General features: G+C 66.0%; 21 protein-coding genes. 15 read left to right on the top strand and 6 right to left on the bottom strand.

Going from position 1 to position 23,032, the window contains the following annotated elements; all coding sequences use genetic code 11:
* The 5 genes from G3N58_RS29880 to G3N58_RS29860 all read left to right on the top strand — a co-directional run.
* Positions 1-629: PqiC family protein (locus tag G3N58_RS29880; RefSeq protein ID WP_206000994.1), on the top strand; the 629-nt coding region annotated here is incomplete at its 5' end.
* Between the two features lie 58 nt (positions 630-687).
* Positions 688-2,838 (top strand): site-specific recombinase, encoded by a 2,151-nt coding sequence (locus G3N58_RS29875; RefSeq protein ID WP_206000993.1) that lies wholly within the window; start codon positions 688-690, stop codon positions 2,836-2,838.
* Positions 2,839-2,947: 109 nt separating this feature from the next.
* Positions 2,948-4,246, top strand: a complete 1,299-nt coding sequence (locus tag G3N58_RS29870) for a class I SAM-dependent RNA methyltransferase (RefSeq protein ID WP_206000992.1) — start codon at positions 2,948-2,950, stop codon at positions 4,244-4,246.
* A 231-nt stretch (positions 4,247-4,477) separates the two neighbouring features.
* Positions 4,478-4,861, top strand: coding sequence for a VOC family protein (locus G3N58_RS29865; RefSeq protein ID WP_206000991.1), 384 nt, complete (start codon positions 4,478-4,480; stop codon positions 4,859-4,861).
* 37 nt (positions 4,862-4,898) lie between these two features.
* A complete protein-coding gene (locus G3N58_RS29860; protein WP_167284707.1) occupies positions 4,899-5,639 on the top strand; it encodes a YafY family protein in 741 nt (246 codons plus the stop codon).
* An 89-nt stretch (positions 5,640-5,728) separates the two neighbouring features.
* On the opposite strand, the gene G3N58_RS29855 is transcribed toward G3N58_RS29860, so the two are convergent.
* From G3N58_RS29855 to G3N58_RS29845, 3 genes are read right to left on the bottom strand one after another with little or no spacing between them, the layout of a single operon-like run.
* The gene (locus G3N58_RS29855; protein ID WP_206000990.1) at positions 5,729-7,180 is read right to left on the bottom strand and encodes an NAD(P)(+) transhydrogenase (Re/Si-specific) subunit beta; all 1,452 of its coding nucleotides are present in this window, start codon (positions 7,178-7,180) and stop codon (positions 5,729-5,731) included.
* Positions 7,181-7,507, bottom strand: a complete 327-nt coding sequence (locus G3N58_RS29850) for an NAD(P) transhydrogenase subunit alpha (RefSeq protein WP_167035907.1) — start codon at positions 7,505-7,507, stop codon at positions 7,181-7,183.
* 13 nt (positions 7,508-7,520) lie between these two features.
* Positions 7,521-8,660, bottom strand: a complete 1,140-nt coding sequence (locus G3N58_RS29845) for a Re/Si-specific NAD(P)(+) transhydrogenase subunit alpha (RefSeq protein ID WP_167035904.1) — start codon at positions 8,658-8,660, stop codon at positions 7,521-7,523.
* A 360-nt stretch (positions 8,661-9,020) separates the two neighbouring features.
* On the opposite strand from G3N58_RS29845, the gene G3N58_RS29840 reads away from it, so the two are divergent.
* From G3N58_RS29840 to G3N58_RS29830, 3 genes are all read left to right on the top strand, one after another.
* Complete coding sequence (locus G3N58_RS29840; RefSeq protein ID WP_206000989.1) at positions 9,021-9,500, top strand: NUDIX hydrolase; 480 nt, start codon at positions 9,021-9,023, stop codon at positions 9,498-9,500.
* 105 nt (positions 9,501-9,605) lie between these two features.
* Positions 9,606-10,826 carry a tRNA 2-thiouridine(34) synthase MnmA gene (mnmA, locus tag G3N58_RS29835; RefSeq protein WP_206000988.1) on the top strand — a complete coding sequence of 407 codons (1,221 nt, stop codon included), beginning with the start codon at positions 9,606-9,608 and terminating at the stop codon, positions 10,824-10,826.
* A gap of 474 nt (positions 10,827-11,300) precedes the next feature.
* Positions 11,301-12,911 (top strand): FMN-binding glutamate synthase family protein, encoded by a 1,611-nt coding sequence (locus tag G3N58_RS29830; RefSeq protein WP_167035896.1) that lies wholly within the window; start codon positions 11,301-11,303, stop codon positions 12,909-12,911.
* A gap of 235 nt (positions 12,912-13,146) precedes the next feature.
* On the opposite strand, the gene G3N58_RS29825 is transcribed toward G3N58_RS29830, so the two are convergent.
* The gene (locus tag G3N58_RS29825; RefSeq protein WP_206000987.1) at positions 13,147-13,992 is read right to left on the bottom strand and encodes a hypothetical protein; all 846 of its coding nucleotides are present in this window, start codon (positions 13,990-13,992) and stop codon (positions 13,147-13,149) included.
* Positions 13,993-14,294: 302 nt separating this feature from the next.
* On the opposite strand from G3N58_RS29825, the gene glyQ reads away from it, so the two are divergent.
* The 7 genes from glyQ to G3N58_RS29790 all read left to right on the top strand — a co-directional run bounded on the left by glyQ (position 14,295) and on the right by G3N58_RS29790 (position 21,340).
* On the top strand, positions 14,295-15,302 hold the full coding sequence (gene glyQ, locus G3N58_RS29820; protein WP_206000986.1) for a glycine--tRNA ligase subunit alpha: 1,008 nt from the start codon (positions 14,295-14,297) through the stop codon (positions 15,300-15,302).
* 15 nt (positions 15,303-15,317) lie between these two features.
* Entirely contained in the window at positions 15,318-17,417 is a 2,100-nt protein-coding gene (glyS, locus tag G3N58_RS29815) for a glycine--tRNA ligase subunit beta (RefSeq protein ID WP_206000985.1), read from the top strand.
* A 10-nt stretch (positions 17,418-17,427) separates the two neighbouring features.
* Positions 17,428-17,982 (top strand): D-glycero-beta-D-manno-heptose 1,7-bisphosphate 7-phosphatase, encoded by a 555-nt coding sequence (gmhB, locus tag G3N58_RS29810; RefSeq protein WP_206000984.1) that lies wholly within the window; start codon positions 17,428-17,430, stop codon positions 17,980-17,982.
* 40 nt (positions 17,983-18,022) lie between these two features.
* A complete protein-coding gene (locus G3N58_RS29805; RefSeq protein ID WP_206000983.1) occupies positions 18,023-18,781 on the top strand; it encodes a lysophospholipid acyltransferase family protein in 759 nt (252 codons plus the stop codon).
* Between the two features lie 48 nt (positions 18,782-18,829).
* Complete coding sequence (locus tag G3N58_RS29800; protein WP_167035878.1) at positions 18,830-19,723, top strand: SprT family zinc-dependent metalloprotease; 894 nt, start codon at positions 18,830-18,832, stop codon at positions 19,721-19,723.
* Positions 19,724-19,940: 217 nt separating this feature from the next.
* A complete protein-coding gene (gloA, locus tag G3N58_RS29795) occupies positions 19,941-20,336 on the top strand; it encodes a lactoylglutathione lyase (RefSeq protein ID WP_167035875.1) in 396 nt (131 codons plus the stop codon).
* Between the two features lie 59 nt (positions 20,337-20,395).
* Positions 20,396-21,340 (top strand): DMT family transporter, encoded by a 945-nt coding sequence (locus G3N58_RS29790; RefSeq protein WP_206000982.1) that lies wholly within the window; start codon positions 20,396-20,398, stop codon positions 21,338-21,340.
* 49 nt (positions 21,341-21,389) lie between these two features.
* Here the strand turns inward: G3N58_RS29790 and rsmA are convergent, their stop codons facing one another.
* Both rsmA and pdxA read right to left on the bottom strand, forming a co-directional pair.
* Positions 21,390-22,235 (bottom strand): 16S rRNA (adenine(1518)-N(6)/adenine(1519)-N(6))-dimethyltransferase RsmA, encoded by an 846-nt coding sequence (gene rsmA, locus G3N58_RS29785; protein ID WP_206000981.1) that lies wholly within the window; start codon positions 22,233-22,235, stop codon positions 21,390-21,392.
* Between the two features lie 115 nt (positions 22,236-22,350).
* Positions 22,351-23,032: 4-hydroxythreonine-4-phosphate dehydrogenase PdxA (gene pdxA / locus G3N58_RS29780; RefSeq protein ID WP_206000980.1), on the bottom strand; the 682-nt coding region annotated here is incomplete at its 5' end.

Genomic DNA, 23,032 nt, shown 5'->3' with positions numbered 1-23,032 from the left:
CGTCGAGCCACTTCTATACGCTGGGCGGCGCCGATGCGCCGGCGCCGGCCACGGCGCGCACGGCGCCCGCGCCCGCGTGGCTGATCGAAGTCGCGCCGGTCAACGTGCCGCCGCAGGTGTCGAGAAATCAGCTGGTCGTGCAAAGCGGTCCGACCCAGGTGCAACTGCTCGAACAGGAGCGTTGGGCCTCGCTGCCTGGCGACGAAATTCGCCGCGCGCTGTCGACGGACCTGACGCAGCAGCTCGGCACCCTCGATGCGTTCGGCACCGCGCGTTCGGACAACACGCCGGTGTATCGGATCGCGATGAACGTGCAGCGCTTCGAGTCGTGGCCCGGCTCGCATGCGCTGATCGATGCGGTGTGGAGCGTGCGGGCCGTGCGCGGCAATGCGGTGATGACGTGCCGCAGCGTGGTCGGCGAGACGGTTGGCAGCGGGTATGACGCGCTCGTCGATGGGCACCGGCGCGCGCTCGCGGAAGTGTCGACGCAGATCGCGTCGGCGGTGCGGGCGATGGCGGCGAGCGGTGTGGGGATGGCGGGTGCGTCGGGGGCGGCGACAGGAAAAGCGGCGGCGGTGGTCGTGCCGCCCTGTCCGGCCGCGGGGATGAGCACGGGAAGCGGCGCCTGAGGCATTCGAGGCACCGGCCCACCCATCCCCCTCGGCATCCGCAGGACACAGAAAAACCATGTTCGACTCGCTCAAACGACTCATCAGAAAATGGCGCGCGTCGCGCGACGGCGGGCATCAACTCGATGCGCTGCTCGCGATTGCCGATCAAACCGCGCCCTACGCGGAGCGCAGCGAATGGCTGATCGAACTCGCGCACTGGATTCGCCGCGGCCGCGCGGTGCAGCCCGGCGCGGCCGAGGCCGCGAACAGCGCCGCCGAATCCGCCGCGCCGCCATCGAAGAACCCCGCGCACACGCGCATCCGCTATCTGCTGCACGTGCTCGATCGCAATCCCGCGTGGAAGGCCAACGTGGCCGGCATTCTGCGCGCGCTGCTGCGCGAAAGCGACAGCCTTTCGCTGCTCTGCGACGCCGGCATGCCCGTGCATTCCGGCTTCTTCGGCGCGGTGTTCGAGCGCGTCGAAGCCTCGCTGATCCCGCCCGCGCCGAACCGCCGCGACCTCACCGCGATCGTCACGCTGATGTTCGGCTCCGGGCTCGACGCGGAATGGATCGACACGCTGCCCGCCGATCTGCTCGCGCGCATTCACGCGCTGTTCGGCTTCGCCTCCGCTGAAGACGCAGCGCGCAACAGCACGCCGTTCTCGCTCGATCTGCTCGCCGCGCTGCATAACCTCACCTGCCAGATCAGCTCGACCGGTCTGTCGCAGACGGTGCGCAGCCGCCTCGGCGGCGCGGCCGCAAGCGACGCACTCGCCGACGACACCAGCGACGTGCGCGTCGCGATGGAAAAACAGCCGTTCTACCGGCTCACGCGCGCGATGCTCGCGCTCGAAGCCGCCCACGACGCCTACGCCGCGGGCGGCCCGCAGGAGCCGCTGCTGCGCGAGGTCAACTATCTGCGGCTGCTGCTCGACGAGTGCCGCGTCGCGACCGACAACGTGTTCGCGCATCTGTATCGCAACGGCGTGAGCGTCGACATCGTGTTCCAGGTCGAGCGGATGCGCATGCGCATCGAACGCGCCGAGCATCTGCTCGACGCATGGCTCGCGCGCGACGACCTGCGCGCGGTCGCGCGCCTGAGCGCCGAACTCGTACGCGCGAATCAGGCCAGCCAGAGCGTCGCGCATCTCGCGCGCAGCAATTTCTCGCTGCTCGCGCGCAAGGTCGTCGAGTACAGCGCCGACACCGGCGAGCACTACATCGCGCGCGACCGCGCCGAGTATCTGAAGATGATGCGCATGGCGGCCGGCGGCGGGCTCGTCACCGTCGTGACGGTCTGCGTGAAGTTCGCGATCACGGGCGCGCATCTGCACGCGATGCTCGAAGGCCTGCTCGCCGGCATCAACTACTCGGCGAGCTTCCTGCTCATGCACTTCCTTCACTTCTCGCTCGCGACCAAGCAGCCGGCCATGACCGCGCCGACGCTCGCGCGCGAACTCGACGACGTCGGCACGCCGGCGGGCGTCGACAGCTTCGTCAGCTCGGTGACGGCGCTGATGCGCACCCAGGCCGCCGCCGTGCTCGGCAACGTGCTGCTCGTGTTCCCCGTGAGCCTCGGCGTGGACCTGCTGTGGCACGCGCTGTTCCACACCGATCTGATCTCCGCCGACAAGGCGCTCGCGACGCTGCAGTCGTTCTCGCTCGTCGGGCCGACGCCGTTCTACGCGGCGCTGACCGGCGTGCTGCTGTGGTCGTCGAGCCTGCTCGCGGGCTGGGCGGACAACTGGTTCATCCTGCATCGCGTCGCCGATGCGCTCGCCTACAACCGCCGTCTGCGCATGACGCTCGGCGCGGCCGGTGCCGAGCGTCTCGCGCGTTTCTGCCGCACGAACGTCGCGGGCGTGGCCGGCAATATCACGCTCGGCCTGATGCTCGGACTCGTGCCGGCGATCCTGACCGCGTTCGCGTTCAAGTTCGAGGTGCGTCACGTGACGCTCAGCGCCGGCTCGATCGGCGTCGCGCTCGGCGTGCTCGGCAAGGACGCGCTGCGACTGCCGGCGCTGTGGTGGGCGGTGGCGGGCGTCGGCAGCATGGCGATTCTCAACGTCGCAGTCAGTTTCGCGCTGGCGTTCTATATGGCCGCGAAATCGCGCGATTTGCGGCGCAGCGCGGTGCGCTCGCTGCGTGGCGCAATCTGGCAGCGGCTGCGGCGGCGGCCGCTGGAACTCGTGTGGCCGGCGAAGACAGAACCGCAAGGGCGCTAGGGCGAGCCGGGCGGCACCCTCGCCTGGCCTGGCCCGGCACGAATCGCGCCGGGCCGCCCACCCCGACCGCGTACAATAGCGCCTTATCCCAAGCCTTGCGGCAACCTCAATGTCCTTCGATTTCTTCCTTCCTTGCCCGCGCGGGCTCGAAGCTCCGCTCGCGGCCGAACTCGCCGAAATTGCCGCCCAGCATCTGAACGGCGCACCGTTCACGGCCGGCGCCCAGGTGCCGGGCGGCGTGCATTTCCGCGGCGGCTGGGCTGCCGGCATGGCCGCCAACCTGCATTCGCGACTCGCGAGCCGCGTGCTGCTGAAAATCGCGCATCGGCCCTACCGCAGCGAACAGGACATCTACGCACTCGCGGTCGAACAGCGCTGGGAGCAGTGGTTCTCCGCGCACGAGACGCTGCGTGTCGACGTCACCGCGATCAAGTCGCCGCTGCGCAGCCTCGAATTCACGACGCTGCGCGTGAAGGACGCGATCTGCGACCGTCTGCGCGAAAAGAGCGGCGCGCGCCCGAGCATCGACACCGCGATGCCCGACGTGCGCGTGTTCGCGTTCCTGACGGCGACCGATTGCACGCTTTACCTCGACACGTCGGGCGACCCGCTCTTCAAGCGCGGCTGGCGTCTCGACAAGGGTGCCGCGCCGCTGCGCGAAAACCTCGCGGCGGGCATTCTGCGTCTCACGGGCTGGCAAGCCGGCACGCCGCTCTACGACCCGATGTGCGGCAGCGGCACGTTCCTCGCGGAAGCGGCGCAGGTTGCGCTGAACATCGCGCCGGGCGTCGAGCGCCGCTTCGGCTTCGAGAAGCTCAAGCAGTTCGACTCGCGGACCTGGCAAGCGCTGAAGGGCGCGGCGCTCGAAGCGAAAAACACGGCACGCGGTTCTCGCGGCACCGACTTGCAGATTTTCGGCAGCGACATCTCCGGCGACATGCTCGAAAAAGCACGCGCGAACTTCGAGCGCGCCGGCTTGCCGACGATTCCGCTCAAGCAGCTCGATGCGCGCGACATGACGCCGCCCGCCTCGGGGGCCGGCATCCTCGTCGCGAATCCGCCGTATGGCGAGCGGATCGAAGTGCGCGGCCGCAATGCACGCGGCGAGTTGCGCGAAGGACGCGGCAATCGCGAGCATCGCGACGACGACGGCTTTCGCCGCATTCAGGAAGAAGCGCCCGACAGCGAATTTTTCCAGTCGCTCGGCAATGCATTGAAGCAGCGTTTTGCCGGCTGGAACGCGTTTATCCTGACCTCGGATCGCAAGCTGCCGGGCCAGTTGCGGCTGCGCGAATCGACCAAGACACCGCTCTTTAACGGCGCGCTCGAATGCCGGCTGTTCCGCTTCGACCTGATCGCGGGCAGTGTACGGCAGCGGCCGCAGGGGGATGTGTCGGCGGCGGGCTAAGGCAACGAAGCGCGTCAAGCCTCAAGCGACGCCGCATTGCAAGCACGCCATGCCGGCAAGAAAAGCCATGGTCTCACGACCGTGGCTTTTTCATTTGATGTGGTAAGGGACGACGGCACAGACAAACCACTCGTCCCCTACTGCCACTACGCTGTCAGCAGCCCTCCAGCACACTCCTTCTCACGCCATCCGGCGCCTTGTACGGCCTACTGCCAACCGAAGGAGAGTGTCATGTCCGCATTGCCCAAAGTCGTTGCCTGGTTCGAAATTCCGTCCGTCGATTTCGACCGCGCGGTGCGCTTTTACGAAGCCGCGCTCGATGTCGAACTGAACCGCCAGGAGTTCGGCGGTCAGCCGATCGCCACGTTCGGCTATGAAGAGCCGGCCACCGGCGGCGCGATCGTCCACGGCCCGTCGATGAAGCCTGCCGCCGACGGCGTCACCGTCTACCTGAACGCGCAGCCCACCGTCAACGTCGCCCTCGCGCGCATCGAGCGGGCGGGCGGCAAGACCGACGGCCCGGTGATCGAGCTGCCGCAGGATATCGGCTATATCGCGTTCTTCATCGATACCGAGGGCAACCGCGTCGGCCTGCATTCGCGTACCAACGGCTAGGCGCACCCGGCTCGCCGCACGTCCACCGGAAGCCGCCATGCGGCGCTATCATCGCGGGACCCTCCCCCTCCTCTTCTACCCGACGCCCACGATGACGCGCCGCGCCGACCGCCTGTTCCAGATCGCCGAGTTGCTGCGCGGGCGGCGCCTGACCACCGCGCAGCAACTGGCCGACTGGCTCAACGTTTCGCTGCGCACGGTCTATCGCGACGTGCGCGATCTGCAATTGTCAGGGGTGCCGATCGAAGGCGAAGCCGGCATCGGCTACCGGCTCTCGCGCTCGGCGAGTCTGCCGCCGCTCACCTTCACCGCCGACGAACTCGCCGCGCTCGCAGCCGGCGCGCGCATGCTCGAATCGTGGGGCGGCGCGGGCTTCGCAAGCGGCGCGCGCGGAGCACTTGCGAAGATCGCCTCGGCGATGCCCGCCGACAAGCGCGCGACGCTCGAACGGCTCGCGATCTTCGCACCGTCGTTTCACATCAAAGGGGATTTTTCGGCGCAGCTCGACACGCTGCATCGCGCGATCGACATGCGCCAGGTGGTGCGTTTCGCGTACACCGACGCGAACGGCGCGAACACCGAGCGGCGCGTCTGGCCGCTCGCGCTCGCGTATTGGGGCGCGCGCTGGACGCTCGGTGCATGGTGCGAACTGCGCGGCGATTTCCGCAATTTCGGGCTCGAAAAGATCCGCGATCTCGAGGTGCTCGAAACTTATCCTGATCGGGAAGGCAGGCGGCTCGCGGACCTGCTGCGGCATGTCAATGCGAAGTCGCGGTGAGAGCCCGCCGCCCGTCGCCGTTGCTATCAGCACAGGCGGCGAGCGGCGAGTGGACTGAAACGAACCGCGAACAACGAAACCGGGTACGCCTACTCCACCGCCTTCACCATCTCCTCGATCACCTTCTTCGCGTCGCCGAACACCATCATCGTCTTGTCCATGTAGAACAGGTCGTTGTCGAGCCCGGCATAGCCCGCCGCCATCGAACGCTTGTTGACGATCACGGTGCGCGCCTTGTACGCCTCGATGATCGGCATGCCCGCGATCGGCGACTTCGGATCGTTCTTCGCCGCCGGATTCACCACGTCGTTCGCGCCGAGCACGAGCACCACGTCGACCTGGCCGAATTCGCCGTTGATGTCTTCCATCTCGTAGACCATGTCGTACGGCACTTCGGCCTCGGCGAGCAGCACGTTCATGTGGCCCGGCATGCGGCCCGCCACCGGGTGAATCGCGTACTTCACCTCGATGCCCTTCTCGACGAGCTTGTCGGTCAACTCCTTTAACGCATGCTGCGCGCGCGCCACGGCCAGCCCGTAGCCCGGCACGATCACGACGGTTTCGGCGTTGCCGAGCATGAACGAGGCATCGTCGGCCGAACCCGATTTCACCGGACGCTGCTCCGTCGCACCGCCCGTCGCAGCGCCCACCTCGTTGCCGAAGCCGCCGAGAATCACGTTGAAGAACGAGCGGTTCATCGCCTTGCACATGATGTACGACAGGATCGCCCCCGACGAACCCACGAGCGAGCCCGCGATGATCAGCATCGGATTGTTCAGCGAGAAGCCGATGCCGGCCGCCGCCCAGCCCGAGTACGAGTTCAGCATCGACACGACGACCGGCATGTCCGCGCCGCCGATCGGAATGATGATGAGCACACCGAGCACGAACGCAATGACCGTCATGATGATGAACGGCAGCCACGATTGCGTGAGGAAGAAGAGGATGCCGAAGCCGATCATCGCGAGCGCGAGCATCAGGTTGATCAGATGCTGGCCCGCGTACACGACCGGCGCGCCCTGGAAGAGCCGGAACTTGTACTTGCCCGACAGCTTGCCGAACGCGATCACCGAGCCCGAGAACGTGATCGCGCCGACGAACGTGCCGATGAACAGCTCGATACGATTGCCGTACGGTAGGAAGCCCGGGATTGGATTGTCGGGATCGATGAGGCCGAACGCGGCGGGCTCGGAGACGACCGCATACGCGATGCACACCGCGGCTAGACCGATCAGCGAGTGCATGGCCGCGACGAGTTCGGGCATCTTCGTCATCTCGACGCGCGCGGCGACGAACGCACCGATCGCGCCGCCGACCACCAGCCCGCCCAGCAGCAGGCCGAGCCCGAGGCCGAGATTGGAGCCGAGCGCGGCGGCCTCTTTCGAGATCAGCGCGATGGTCGTGAGAATCGCGATCGCCATGCCGACCATGCCGAAGGTATTGCCGACGCGCGCGGTCTTCGGATTGGACAGCCCCTTGAGCGCCTGGATGAAGCAGACCGACGCGACCAGATACAGCAGCGTGACGACGTTCAGGCTCATTTACGCACCCTCCTTGCCGCCAGCGGGAAGTTTCTTCGGCTCTTTCTTCTTGAACATCTCGAGCATTCGCCGCGTGACGAGAAAGCCGCCGAACACGTTGACGGCCGCGAGCGCGACCGCGATCGTGCCGAAGAACTTGCCCGCGCCGCCGACCGTCAGGCCCGCCGCGAGCATCGCGCCGACGATCACGATCGCCGAGATCGCGTTGGTCACGGCCATCAGCGGCGTATGCAGCGCGGGCGTGACGTTCCAGACCACGTGATAGCCGACGTAGATCGCCAGCACGAAGATGATCAGATTGATCACGGTGTGATTGATGACTTCCATCGCCGCTCTCCCGTTACTTGCGCGTGACCTGACCGTCGCGCGCCAGCAGCGTGGCCGCGACGATGTCGTCCGCGAGATCGATGTTGAGCGCGCCTTCCTTGGTGACGATCAGCTTCAGGAAGTCGAGCAGGTTGCGCGCGTACAGCGACGACGCATCGGCGGGCACCATCGCCGGCAGGTTCGTATAGCCGACGATCTGCACGCCGTGCTTGACGACCACCTGGTCCGCCTCGGTCAGCGGACAGTTGCCGCCGCGCCGGCCCTCGTATTCCGCACCGCGCCCGGCCGCCAGATCGACGATGACCGAGCCCGGCTTCATCGCCTGCACGGTGTCGACCGACAGCAGCGTCGGCGCGGGACGGCCCGGAATCAGCGCGGTCGAGATCACCACGTCGGCCTGCTTCGCGCGCTCATGCACGAGCGCCGCCTGGCGCGCAAGCCACGACGGCGGCATCGGCCGCGCGTAGCCGCCGACGCCTTGCGCGGCTTCGCGCTCTTCGTCGGTTTCGTAAGGTACGTCGAGAAACTTGGCGCCGAGCGATTCGATCTGCTCCTTCACGGCCGGCCGCACGTCCGACGCTTCGAGCACGGCGCCGAGGCGCTTCGCGGTCGCGATGGCCTGCAAGCCGGCCACGCCCGCGCCGAGAATCAGCACGCGCGCGGCCTTTACGGTGCCGGCGGCCGTCATCAGCATCGGCATGAAGCGCGGATAAAGCGTCGCCGCGAGCAGCACCGCCTTGTAGCCGGCGATGTTCGCCTGCGACGACAGCACGTCGAGGCTCTGCGCGCGCGTCGTGCGCGGCGCGGCTTCGAGCGCGAACGCGGTGAGGCCGGCGGCGGCGAGCTTCTGGGCGTTGTCGGCGTTGAACGGATCGAGCATGCCGACGAGCGTCGCGCCGCGCTTCAGGAGCGGCAGTTCGGTGTCGGTGGGGGACTGGACCTTGAGGACGAGATCGGCGCCGAACGCGGTGGCCGCATCGACGATTTCCGCGCCCACGGCCGTATAGGCCTCGTCGGGAAAGCTCGCGCCGGCCCCGGCGCCGCTCTGGAGCGTGACGCGGTGGCCCTGCGCCACGTATTTCTTGACCGTTTCGGGCGTCGCGGCAACGCGGGTTTCATGCGCGCGCGTCTCGGCTGGCACTCCGATGTGCATCGTTGTTCCTCCTCGACTTCCTGTTTGACGACGGATCGGCCGACGAGGCACGCCGGCTTGCAGATGCAACGGCTAACGAAGGTCCCACTTTAACCGAAACCGCCGCGGTGCAAAAATCGGGGTCAATGCGGGGGGCACGGCAATGTGGCTGGGCGATTCCGGACGGGCGTGCTTATTCGTCGCTTATTCGTCGCTTACTCCCGGCTGATGCCTCGCTTATTCCTCGCCAATCCCTGGCTTATCCGTACTCCCATCCTCCGGCCGCGCGGCCGTACGGCCACGCAAGCCGCGCCGGCCACCCCGGCCCCGCCCGCGCCGACGCCCGGCAGCCCATGCCCATAACCGGTAAAATGCGCACCCATGAAACCGGAAACCTGGCTGCCGCACGTGACCGTCGCGGCGATCGTCGAGCGTGACGGGCGCTTCCTGCTGGTCGAGGAGCACACCGCCGCCGGCCTGCGCCTGAACCAGCCCGCCGGCCATCTGGAAGCGGGCGAAACGCTGCTGGACGCGGTGATCCGCGAAACGCTCGAGGAAACCGCCCATCCGTTCGCGCCTGAAGCGCTAGTCGGCATGTACATGACCCACTTCGAGCGGCCGGAGCGCGAGGGCATCACGTACCTGCGCTTCACCTATTGCGGCGCGGGCGGCGCACCGGACCTGGCGCGCGCGCTCGATCCCGACATCGTCCGCACGCTGTGGATGAGCGCCGACGAGTTACGTGCCTGCCCCGAGCGGCACCGCACGCCGCTCGTCATGCAATGCGTCGACGATTACCTGGCCGGCCGGCGTTTCCCGCTCGACTTCGTGCACACGCATTCGGTCGGGCCGAAAAGATAAGCGCCAGATAAGCGCCGCGGCCAACCGCCCGGCAACCGTTGCAGCAGCCGTCACGAGCGGCCATTCCACGATCCATGCAGTCATGCAGCACCCAATGAGCACCTTATGAGCAAGCGCAAAGTCGTAGTAGGCATGTCGGGCGGCGTCGATTCGTCGGTCACCGCGTGGCTGCTGAAGGAACAGGGCTACGACGTGGTCGGCCTGTTCATGAAGAACTGGGAAGACGACGACGACAGCGAATACTGCTCGACCCGCCAGGACTGGATCGACGTGGTGTCGGTGGCGGACCTGATCGGCATCGACGTCGAAGCGGTCAACTTCGCGGCCGAATACAAGGACCGCGTGTTCGCCGAATTCCTGCGCGAATACTCGGCCGGCCGCACGCCGAACCCGGACGTGCTGTGCAACGCCGAAATCAAGTTCAAGGCCTTTCTCGATCACGCGATGTCGCTCGGCGCGGAAACCATCGCGACCGGCCACTACGCGCGCGTGCGCCAGAACCACGAGCGCGACGGCCGCTTCGAACTGCTGAAGGCGTTGGATCATACGAAAGACCAGTCGTACTTCCTGCACCGGCTGAACCAGGCGCAACTGTCGAAGACGCTGTTTCCGCTCGGCGAAATGCCGAAGACGAAGGTACGCGAGATCGCCGCACAGATCGGCCTGCCGAACGCGAAGAAGAAGGACTCGACCGGCATCTGTTTCATCGGTGAACGGCCGTTCCGCGATTTCCTGAACCGCTATCTGCCGACCCAGCCCGGCCCGATGATGACGACCGACGGCAAGGTGGTCGGCGAACACATCGGCCTCGCGTTCTACACGTTCGGCCAGCGCAAGGGCATCGGCCTCGGCGGCAGCAAGGACGGCAACGGCGATCCGTGGTTCGCCGCGGCCAAGGACATTGCCTCGAATACGCTGTTCGTCGCGCAGGGCCACGAGCATCCGTGGCTGCTGTGCCACACGCTGTCGGCCGGCAATACGAGCTGGGTCGCAGGCGAGCCGCCGCCCGAAGGCTTCGTGTGCGGCGCGAAAACGCGCTACCGGCAAGCCGACGCGGCCTGCACGTTCGGCAGCGCCAAGGGCGGCGCGGCCGGCAACGGCCTCTTCGAGCTGACCTTCGAGGCCGCGCAATGGGCCGTCACGCCGGGACAATCGGCGGTGCTCTACGACGGCGACGTGTGCCTCGGCGGCGGCATCATCGAACAGGCGATGACCGGCCAGCCGGCCGAACTGCCGCAAGCCCAGCCGCCCAAGCAGCCGAAAGCGCGCGCGCGGAAAAAGCCGCAGGGCAGACTGCAAAAAGCGGCGCTGCTCGGCGGACATTGAGCGAGGCAAAGCGGCGTGGGTGGCGGGAACGGCGTGTTGCGTGGTTCCGGCTCCCCGCCGCACCGCGCCTGATATGCCCCGCTGCCCTGGCCCCCCGCCGCGCCTGATACGTCCCGCCGCCCCGGCCCCCCGGCCGTGGCCGCCATGTCCGCCGCAGCCGCTGCGCTCGCCTCATCCTATCCCTTCACCTCGCGCGCCCGATTCACACGAGCTTCACCTTCGCGTGCGACCGTAAGCTGCCGCCCGCCGGCCCGCGCTGCGCCGCTTTTCGTGCCTTTTCGTGCGTCCCCGGGCTCGCGCGCTTTGCACGCCCTGCGCACGCCACGGCGCGCGCGGCCGCTTCGGGCTAACATTTCGGGCTAACATCCGCTGTACGCCGACCCACGGCCACCCGTTTTCCTTCGCGGCGGATACCGTCCGCGCGACCCGCGCGCACGATCCCGCCGCAATGATTTTCACCGTACCGGAGTCTCCATGTTTTCTCGACGCTATCTGGCCATGTGGTGCGCAGTCGCGCTCCTCGTCGCATGTGCCGCGCTTGCCGCGACGCATCACCTGTCGTGGTTCTGGCTCGTCGTGCCGGCGGCGCTCGTCGCGCTCGGCCTGTTCGACCTGACCCAGCAGCGCCATGCGATCCTGCGCAACTACCCGCTCTGGGGCCATATGCGCTTCATCTTCGAGTTCATCCGCCCGGAGATCCGGCAATACTTCGTCGAGGACGATACCGACGAAAAACCGTTCTCGCGCGCGCAGCGCAGCATCGTCTATCAGCGCGCGAAGAACGACGTCGACAGCCGCCCGTACGGCACCGAACTCGACGTGAAGGCGGTCGCGCACGAATGGATCAGCCACTCGCTCGCGCCGACGAAGCTCGACGGCCACGACTTTCGCATCGTCGTCGGCCCCGATCGCGCGCAGCCGTATTCGATGTCGATCTTCAACGTCTCGGCGATGAGCTTCGGCTCGCTGTCGGCCAACGCGATCATGGCGCTGAACCTCGGCGCGAAGAAAGGCAACTTCGCGCACGACACCGGCGAAGGCTCGATGTCGAAGTATCACCGCGAGCATGGCGGCGACATCATCTGGGAAATCGCTTCGGGTTACTTTGGATGCCGTAACGACGATGGCACGTTCAACCCCGAGAAATTCGCCAGACAGGCCGCCGAGCCGCAGGTGAAGATGATCGAGATCAAGCTTTCGCAAGGCGCGAAGCCCGGCCACGGCGGCGTGCTGCCGGCCGCCAAGATCACGCCCGAAATCGCCGAGACGCGCGGCGTGCCGATGGGCCGCGACTGCATTTCGCCGGCCACGCACTCCGAGTTCTCGACGCCGCGCGAACTGCTCGAATTCGTCGAGCGGCTGCGCACGCTGTCGGGCGGCAAGCCGACCGGCTTCAAGCTGTGCATCGGGCATCCGTGGGAATTCTTCGGCATCGCCAAGGCGATGCTGGACACCGGCATCCTGCCGGACTTCATCGTCGTCGACGGCGCGGAAGGCGGCACCGGCGCGGCACCGCTCGAATTCACCGATCACGTCGGCGTGCCGCTGCAGGAAGGGCTGCTGCTCGTGCACAACACGCTGGTCGGCATCGGCTTGCGGCAGCGCATCCGCATCGGCGCGAGCGGCAAGATGATTACCGCGTTCGACATCGCGAAGACGCTCGCGATCGGCGCGGACTGGGTCAACGCGGCGCGCGGCTTCATGTTCGCGGTCGGCTGCATCCAGGCGCAGACCTGCCACACGGGCCGCTGCCCGACCGGCGTCGCGACCCAGGACCCGGTGCGCCAGCGCGCGCTCGTCGTGCCGGACAAGGCCGAGCGCGTGTTCAACTTCCACCACAACACGCTGCACGCCTTGCAGGAGATCATCCAGGCGGCGGGGCTGCACCACCCGGCGGAACTGCGCGCGCATCACATCGTGCGGCGCGTGTCGTCGCATGAAGTGCGGCTCATGTCGGACCTGCTCAAGTATCTCGAACCGAACGACCTGCTCAACGGCAACTATCGCTATACGCTGTTCGAGAAGTACTGGCCGATCGCGCAATGCGATTCGTTCTCGCCGAAGGTGGAGCTGGCGGCGACCTGAGCGCGGTGCCCGGTGGGAGTCGTTGGCTTGTTGATGGCAGTATCTTGCATGTCATCGGCTCCCACCTGAACCGAGATTGACCGTGCCGAGGCTGGAATGTGGCTTCGCGTTTTTTCCATTGCTGTCATGTCTGATCTTTCCGTGCCGAATCAGAAGTCGCTTATGCCTGCCGCGTCAGGAGCAGCTAATGGCGTGAAAGTACGGACATACCCTGCGCGATGCGCAGATTGATCGTTCAGTACTTCCATTGCGTGGCCTGACGTCGCTGTTCCAGTTCTTTGGGCGTCAGGTAATGACGGCTGATTCCGAGGCCGCGTAAGTTTTCAGCTTTGCGAATATTGTGGAGAGCTGGCGGACCGCTATCGTCGATCCATTTCACGTCGTAGCTAAAGCCCGCAGTTACGTCGAATAGGGAATCACGCGGCATCGGTAAACGATACCCAAAAGTGACGTAGTTCTTTCCGTGGAATTGCGGTATTTCGAGAGCGCCTGTCGGGGAAAAAAAGTGGCGGGTTTCCCGACGAATACCATCGATTGTCTCCCCACGCACCAGGCGGTGCAGACCCAGACTTTCGAAATGTTCATAGGGAATGTTCGTGCGAACGTCGTTACTGACCTCGATCTCGACGAAAGCGATGCGGGGTTTTCCATCGACGAGTTTCAATTTGTCGTAAACGAAATGCATCGACATAACACCGTTCCGGTAATACGCATACTTGATCAGGTCTATCTGCTCCGACTGATATTGAGGTTTGCCAAGGCGCTGTATTACGTCGTCGAACGTGATTTGCCCTGCGGCCCATTTCAAACCGACTTCAGTGAAGCGCAGCAGTTGCGCCTGCTGGTCGGAAGTCATCTGCCTGTTCGTCATTGTTCCCTGCATGTCATTGGCCCTCGCCGGCACTGCAATGACGACTGCAAGCAGTAACCGGATGCCGATCCGTCTGACGCCTGTTATCAGGCGCGAAATCATCTGGCTGCCCGCACCCGCCATTGCGGTACCGCCGCGATCTCGCGCCTTCGGCTTGAAAAGTCCGTTCCCGGCGAAACGGAAAATGCGCTCCCGCAATGGTTCGAACATGTGTGCATGAAGTGATGTGCAAACGGCAGTATCGAAAGCGCAGGCACCGGCGTCTATCAGAATTGGACTAATTTTTATCCCAAATGAGAAATTTATTCAGACAGGCACTTCGTGACGGCCCAACGACGGCCGCGCCGCCCGCCCCCGCCTGTCGCCCAAAAACCGCACCCCAACCCGTCCGCCCCCGCAAAACAGGCCGCCCCGCGCCCTTTCCGTTAAAATCTCGCGTTTAGCACTTCGCTCCACGGCCGCCTCGGGCGCTCAGGCGCACGCGGCACGGCCCCCTGCCCGAAAGGCACTTCATGCTCACGTTTCAGCAAATCATCCTGACCTTGCAGTCCTACTGGGACAAGCAGGGCTGCGCGTTGCTCCAGCCGATCGACATGGAAGTCGGCGCGGGCACGTCCCACGTCCATACGTTCCTGCGCGCGATCGGCCCCGAGCCGTGGCGCGCCGCCTACGTGCAACCGTCGCGCCGCCCGAAAGACGGCCGCTACGGCGAGAACCCGAACCGTCTGCAGCACTACTACCAGTACCAGGTGGTGCTCAAGCCCGCGCCGGAAAACATCCTCGACCTGTACCTCGGCTCGCTCGAAGCGCTCGGCTTCGACCTCAAGCAGAACGACGTGCGCTTCGTCGAGGACGACTGGGAAAACCCCACGCTCGGCGCCTGGGGGCTCGGCTGGGAAGTGTGGCTGAACGGCATGGAAGTGACCCAGTTCACCTACTTCCAGCAGGTCGGCGGTCTCGACTGCAAGCCGGTGCTCGGCGAAATCACCTACGGTCTCGAACGTCTCGCGATGTACCTGCAGAAGGTCGAGAACGTCTACGACCTCGTCTGGACCGAGTGGGAGGAGCAAGGCCCGAACGGCCCCGAACTGCGCCGCCTGAGCTATGGCGACGTGTATCACCAGAACGAAGTCGAGCAGTCCACCTACAACTTCGAGCACGCGAACGTCGACCTGCTGTTCACGTTCTTCAACAGCTACGAAGCGGAAGCGAAGCGCATGATCGAAGCGCAGCTCGCGCTGCCCGCCTACGAACTCGTGCTGAAGTGCGGCCACACGTTCAACCTGCTCGACGCGCGCGGCGCGATCTCGGTCACCGAACGCGCGGCCTACATCGGCCGGATTCGCGCGCTGTCGCGTCTGGTCGCGCAGGCCTACTACGACTCGCGCGAAAAGCTCGGCTTCCCGATGCTCGGCAATCCGGTGCACGGCGTGCCCGGCCTCACGACCGACGAGCAGGAAGCCGCGATGCCCGCATGGGCGCCGCCGCTGAAAGTCGAACGCAAGATCGATCAGGACTGACGAGAATATCAACTCATGACTCAATCTCAACACGCTACCCTGCTCGTCGAGCTGCTGACCGAAGAACTGCCGCCGAAAGCGCTCGCGCGTCTCGGCGACGCTTTCGCCGAAGGCATTGCGCAGCGCCTCGCGGCGCGCGACCTGATCGACGGCGAACCGTCGTTCGAAGGCTATGCGACGCCGCGCCGCCTCGCGGTGACGCTTCACAACGTGCGCGCCGTTGCGCCGGAAAAACACGTGCGCGAAAAAGTGCTGCCGGTTTCCGTCGCGCTCGATAAAGACGGCCAGCCCACCGCGCCGCTCGCCAAGAAACTCGCCGCGCTCGGCTTCCCCGACTTCTCGGTGAACGATCTCGAACGTGCCCAGGACGGCAAGGCCGAGGCGTTCTTCCTGCGCTACGCGGCACCGGGCGCGACGCTCGTCGACGGCCTGCAGGCCGCGCTCGACGAAACGCTCGGGAAGCTGCCGATTCCGAAGTTCATGACCTATCAGCGCCCGGACGGTTCGAGCGTGCAATTCGTGCGCCCGGCGCATCGTCTGACCGCGCTGCACGGCGAAGAAGTCGTGCCGGTCAGCGCGCTCGGCATCGACGCCGACGACACCACGCTCGGCCATCGCTTCCTATCCGAAGGCTTCGTGCAGATCCAGCATGCGCATTCGTATGCCGAAACGCTCGAACACAGGGGCCGCGTGATCGCGAGCTTCGCGAAACGCAAGAACGCGATCCGCGCGCAACTGCTCGAACAGGCCGGCGACGACAAGGTCGTGATGCCCGAGTCGCTGCTCGACGAAGTGACCGCGCTGGTCGAATGGCCGGTGGTCTACGCCTGCCGCTTCGAGGACGAATTCCTGCAGGTGCCGCAGGAATGCCTGATCCTCACGATGCAGACGAACCAGAAGTACTTCGCGCTGACCGATGCGAACGGCAAGCTGCGCTCGCGCTTCCTGATCGTGTCGAACATCGAGACGGAAACGCCGGACGAGATCGTCGAAGGCAACGAGCGCGTGGTGCGTCCGCGCCTCGCCGACGCGAAGTTCTTCTTCACGCAGGACAAGAAGAAGCCGCTCGCCGACCGCGTGCCGCTGCTCGCGAACGTCGTCTATCACAACAAGCTTGGCTCGGCGCTGCAACGCGTCGAGCGCCTCGAAGGGCTGGCCGGCGCGATCGCCGCGCTGACCGGCGCCGACGTCGCGCTCGCGAAGCGCGCCGCGCGTCTCGCCAAGGCCGACCTCATCACCGACATGGTCGGCGAATTCCCCGAGCTGCAAGGCACGATGGGCACGTACTACGCGCGCCACGACGGCGAGCCGGAAGAAGTCGCGCTCGCCTGCTCGGAACACTATCAGCCGCGCTTCTCGGGCGACGCCTTGCCCACCACCGCAACCGGCACCGTCGTCGCGCTCGCGGACAAGCTCGAAACGCTGGTCGGCATCTGGGGCATCGGCCTGCAGCCGACCGGCGAGAAAGACCCGTTCGCGCTGCGCCGTCATGCGCTCGGCGTGCTGCGCATCCTGGTCGAAAAGCAGTTGCCGGTCGATTTCGTCGAACTGCTGCGCGCCGCCTATGCGCAATTCGCCGGCGTGCCGAACGTCGCCGATTCGACCGACGCGATCTACGAGTTCAGCATGGACCGCCTGCGCGGCCTCCTGCGCGAACGCGGCTATGCGGCCGGCGAAATCGACGCGGTGCTCGCGCTGAATCCGACGCGCCTCGACGACATCGTCGCGCGTCTCGACGCGGTGCGCGAATTCGCGTCGCTCGCCGAAGCGGCATCGCTCGCGTCGGCCAACAAACGCATCTCGAACATCCTGAAGAAGTCGGACGGCGCGGCGAACGGCGGCGTGCAGCCGGCGCTGCTTACCGAGGCGGCGGAAAAAGCGCTGCACGCGCAGCTCGAACAGGTCGCGCCGCGCGTGCAGTCGCAACTGGCCGCGCGCGAGTACACCGGCGCGCTCACCGCGCTCGCCGCGCTGCGCGAACCGGTCGACACGTTCTTCAACGACGTGATGGTCAACGCCGACGACCCGGCGCTGCGTGCCAATCGCCTGGCCTTGCTCGGCGCGTTGCATCAGCAGATGAACTGCGTCGCCGACATTTCCCGACTCGCCGCCTGAGTACCGCGCCATGCCGAACAAGAAAGTGGTGATCCTCGACCGCGACGGCGTGATCAACGTCGACTCCGACGCGTTCATCAAGTCGCCCGACGAATGGATCGCGCTGCCCGGCGCGCTCGAAGCGATCGCGCGCCTGAACCAGGCGGGCTATCGCGTTGCGGTCGCGACGAACCAGTCGGGCATCGGCCGCGGTCTGTTCGACATGGACGCGTTGAACGCGATGCATCTGAAGATGCATCGCATGGCCGCGGCCGTCGGCGCGCGCATCGACGCGGTGTTCTTCTGCCCGCACACGGCGGAAGATCATTGCGAATGCCGCAAGCCGAAGCCCGGCATGCTGAAGATGATCGCCGAACGCTTCGAAATCGATCCGGCACAAACGCATGTCGTGGGCGATTCGCTGCGCGATCTGCAGGCGGGCGCGGCGCTCGGTCATCCGACCCATCTCGTGCTGAGCGGCAAGGGCCGCAAGACGCTCGCGGCCGGCGGCCTGCCCGACGGCACGCTCGTGCACGACGACCTGCGCGCGTTCGCGCTCGACTTTCTCTCCGACGCTCAGGAATAACGCGCGCACCGCGCGTTTCCAACCTTCACCGACCACGCCGATGCGCTTCCTCCGTTCCCTGCTGCTGCTGATCTATTTCGTGCTGGTCACGGTGCCGTATGCGACCGCGTGCTTCATCGCGTTTCCGTTCCTGCGCGCGGAAAACCGCTACTGGATGGCAGCCGGCTGGTGCCGCCTCACGCTGTGGACGGTGCGCTACCTGAACGGCATCCGCTATCGCATCGAAGGTTTCGAGAATCTGCCCGACGGTCCGGCCGTGCTGCTGTCGAAGCATCAGTCGGCGTGGGAAACGCTCGCGTTTCCGGCGATCATGCCGCGCCCGCTGTGCTACGTGTTCAAGCGCGAACTGCTGTACGTGCCGTTCTTCGGCTGGGCACTCGGCATGCTGAAGATGGTTCACATCAACCGCAAGGAAGGCAAGTACGCGTTCGAATCGGTCACGAAGCAGGGCAAGGCGCGCATGGCCGAAGGCGCGTGGGTCATCATGTTTCCGGAAGGCACGCGCACGCCGACCGGCAAGCAGGGCAAGTACAAGACCGGCGGCGCGCGCTTCGCGATCGCGACCGGCGCGCCGGTCGTGCCGATCGCGCACAACGCGGGACGCGTGTGGCCGCGCAACTCGTTTACGAAATATCCGGGTATAGTCACGGTGTCGATCGGCAAGCCGATCGACACGACGGGGCTCACGCCCGACGAAGTGAACACGCGCGTCGAACAGTGGATCGAAGCCGAAATGCGCCGCATCGATCCCACGGCCTATAGCGCGGCGGCCAGCGACTCCGCCGCCGCCCCCATCTGACGCGCCACGCCCTCGAAGCCCGAAGGCGTATTGCGCGAAGCGAAGCCGATGCAGAAGTCTCCCACGCCGCCGTCCGCTGCGGCGCTCGAAAACCGCCAGCTCGATCTCCCGCTCTTCGCCGAGCCGGGGTCGATGTCGTCGTCCCCTTCACCTGCCGCGCCGGGTTCATCGAATCCGGCACCGGTCATGCCGCCCGCCGCGCCGCTCGCGCCGGACGGCAGCAAGCTGCGCAGTCTCGTCATCGGTTCGCGCACGCTGCACTACGTGCTCAAGCGTTCGGCGCGCCGCTCGATCGGCTTTGCGATCGACAGCACCGGTCTCACGATCACCGCGCCGCGCTGGGTCACGCTCGCCGATATCGAAACCGCGATCACCGAAAAGCAGCGCTGGATTTTCACGAAGCTGATCGAATGGCAAACGCGTGTCGAACAGCGCGCGTTGCCGAAGATCGACTGGAAAGATGGCGCTGAAGTGCCGTACCTCGGTCAGCCGGTGCGCGTCACGCTCGGCGCGCCGCACGGCACGCTCGCGTTCAGCGCCGAGCATGCCGCGCTGCAATTGCCGCTGCCGTTGCAGGCCGATCCGCAGCAGATCAAGGACCGCGTGCAGGGCTGGCTGCAAGGCGAAGCGAAGCGGCTGTTCGGCGAGCGCCTCGCGATTTACGCGCAGAAGCTCGGCGTCAACTATCGCGCGTATGCGTTGTCGTCGGCGGCGACGCGCTGGGGCAGTTGTTCGAGCGACGGCAAGATTCGCCTGAACTGGCGGCTCATTCACTTTCCCCTGTCCATCATCGATTACGTCGTCGCGCACGAACTCGCGCATCTGCGCGAAATGAATCACAGTCCGCGCTTCTGGCAAACCGTCGAATCGATCTTCCCGGAATTTCGCGAGGCGCGGCAGACACTGAAGTCGCATCCGCCGGAGTTGTTGCCGACGCTTTGAGGCATCGCCTCGATTTGCCGCCTCGATGCGCCGCGGCATTTGCAGCATGCCGGTCGCGGCGGTCTTCGTGCCCGCTCCCGAGCGAGCCGCACCCGCCGCCGTGCCTCTCGTTCAGGCCACATCGTCCGCGCGGCGTCGAATTCAGGCTATGAGGCAATCATTTACAATTGCCGTCACTCAACCAGACATTTACCGCCCCACCTTCAAAGGATTACCCATGCGAATCTTGCATACCATGCTGCGAGTCGGCAATCTGGACGCTTCCATCCGTTTCTACACCGAAGTTCTCGGCATGCGCCTGCTCCGCAAGAGCGACTTCCCGGACGGAAAATTCACGCTGGCGTTCGTCGGCTACGAGGACGAATCCGAAGCCGCGGCGATCGAGCTGACGCACAACTGGGACACCGATCAATACGACCTCGGAACCGGCTACGGCCATATCGCTCTCGAAGTGGACGACGCCTATGCCGCATGCGAAGAAGTGAAGAAGCGCGGCGGTGTCGTGACTCGCGAAGCCGGTCCGATGAAACACGGCACGACGGTCATCGCCTTCGTGGCCGACCCGGACGGCTACAAGATCGAGCTGATCCAGAAGAAGGGCCGCGTCGACTGAGACCCGCGCTTGCCTGGGCCCGGTATCGGAATCACAACGTTCTCGTCACCCCATCGTCCATGAGCACCACGACCGCCTTGCCCGCGCGCCGCTCCCCGGATAGCTTCGCGATCCTGCTGATGATCGGGCTCTGCGCGATCTGGGGACTCCAGCAGGTCGCGATCAAGAGCACCAACGCGGCGCTGCCGCCCGTCTTCCAGGCGGGGCTGCGCTCGGCGATTGCGGCGGTGCTCGTGTGGGCATGGGCGCGCTCGCGCGGCACGCCGCTCTTTCGCGACGACGGCACGCTCGGCGCAGGCCTGCTCGCGGGCGTGCTGTTCGCGGCCGAGTTCATCTGCATCTTTCTTGGGCTGACGCTCACGAGCGCGTCGCGCATGGCGGTGTTTCTCTACACCGCGCCGTGCTTCACCGCGCTCGGTCTGCACTGGTTCGTCGAGGGCGAACGGATGCGGCGCATCCAGTGGCTCGGCATCGTCATCGCGTTCGCGGGCATGGCGCTCGCCTTCGCCGACGGCTTCCTGCACACCAGCGCGGCTCACGGCTCGACGCTTGCGGGCGCGGCCGGCGACGCGCTCGGCGTGCTCGCCGGCATCGCATGGGCCGCGACGACCGTCGTCGTGCGCGGCTCGCGGCTCGCGCATACGAGCGCGAGCAAGACGCTGTTCTATCAGCTGGCGGTATCGGCGGTGGTATTGCTCGCGCTGGCGCTCGGGCTCGGTCAGATGCGCGTGGACACCGTCACGCCGCTCGCGCTGGCGAGCCTCGCCTATCAGGCGGTGGTCGTCGCATTCGTCAGCTATCTGTTGTGGTTCTGGCTGCTCACGCGCTATATCGCGTCGCGACTCTCGGTGTTTTCGTTTCTCACGCCGCTGTTCGGCGTGACCTTCGGCGTGCTGCTGCTCGGCGAATCGTTCAGCGCGCGCTTTCTGAGCGCCGCGCTGCTCGTGCTGGCCGGCATCGCGCTCGTCAACGCACCGGCACAGGCAAAGCGCGGCAAGGCCTAGGCACGCCGCCGCTCATCTCGCGATCTCACGACGACGGCGCACGCGCCGCTTATTGCGGCGCGCCCTTCGAATTCGCCGCCAGCGCCTGCGCAACGCTCACATATTCGGCCACCGGCACGTCTTCGGCGCGGCGTTGCAGATCGAAGCCGAGCGCCTCGAAATCGACACAGTCGCGCAGCGCGGAAAGCGTATTGCGCAGCATCTTGCGACGCTGCGAAAACGCGGCCGTCACGACTTCGCCGAGCACGTTTGCGTCGACCACCGGCAGCTCGTGCGGCTCGTACGGAATCATCCGCACGATCGCCGAATCGACCTTCGGCGGCGGCTGGAACGCCTCGGGCGGCACGTCGAGCTGCTTGTCGATCACGTAGCGGTACTGCAGCATCACCGAGAGGCGGCTGAACGCCTTGGTGCCGGGCTCCGCGACCATGCGCTCGACCACTTCGTTCTGCAGCATGAAGTGCTGGTCGATCACACGCTCCGCGAACGTCGCCAGATGAAACAGCAGCGGGCTCGAAATGTTGTACGGCAAGTTGCCGACGATCCGCAGCGACGCCTTCTCGCCCGGCGCGGCGAGCGAGCCGAAATCGAACGCGAGCGCGTCGCCCGCATGCAGTTCGAGCAGATTGCCGAATTTCGTTTTCAGACGGCCGATCAGGTCGCGGTCGAGTTCGACCGCATGCAGCGGCGCCTCGGGCGTCGCGAGCCGCTCGATCAGCGGTCCGGTCAGCGCGCCGAGCCCCGGCCCGATTTCGACCATGCGCTCGCCGCGCTGCGGCCGGATCACGTCGACGATCGAATCGATCACGCCCATGTCGACCAGGAAGTTCTGACCGAAACGCTTGCGCGCGAGATGGCCCTGGTGCCGGCCTTGTTGCTGTCTGCTGGTGGACATCGAAGAAACGCCAGAAAGAAAACTGCTTGAGAAAAGGATTGTGCCGCGTACTTGAGCCGCTCATTCGAGCCGCTCATTCGAGCCGCTCATTCGGGCCACTCGCGCGGCGGCCGCCTCAGGCCGTGCGACGATGCCGCGCCATCGACACCGCCGTGTCGATCGCGGCCATCAGGCTGCCCGCATCGGCGCGGCCGGTGCCGGCGAGATCGAGCGCGGTGCCGTGATCGACCGAGGTGCGAATGATCGGCAAGCCGAGCGTGACGTTGATGCCCTCGCCGAACGTCGCGAACTTCAGGACCGGCAGGCCCTGGTCGTGGAACATCGCGAGCACGCAGTCGGCCTCTTCGAGATAGCGCGGCTGGAACAGCGTGTCGGCCGGATAGGGACCGCGCGCGTCGATGCCCTGCGCGTTCGCATGTTGCAGCGCCGGCGTGATGACGTCGATCTCCTCGCGCCCCAGGTAGCCGTTTTCGCCCGCATGCGGGTTCAGCCCCGTCACGAGGATGCGCGGCGCGGGCAGGCCGAAGTGCTGGCGCAAGTCGCGGTCGATGATATGCAGCGTCTCGGCGAGGCTGTCGATCGACAACGCCGCGGAGACGTCTTTCAGCGGCAGATGCGTGGTCGCGAGCGCGACGCGCAGCGGCCGCTTGCCGGTGCCCGCGAGCATCATGACGACGCGCGGCGTATGGGTGCGCTCGGCGAGGTATTCGGTATGGCCCGTGAACGGCACGCCGGCATCGTTGATCGTGCTCTTTTGCAGCGGCGCAGTGACGATCGCGTCGAACCGGCCGGCCACA

The organism is Paraburkholderia sp. Ac-20342 (assembly GCF_017104985.1).
In the GTDB taxonomy this organism is placed as follows: Bacteria; Pseudomonadota; Gammaproteobacteria; order Burkholderiales; family Burkholderiaceae; genus Paraburkholderia.
The sequence above is the reverse complement of the archived record's forward strand: the minus strand, read 5'-3'. Positions and strand labels throughout refer to the sequence as shown.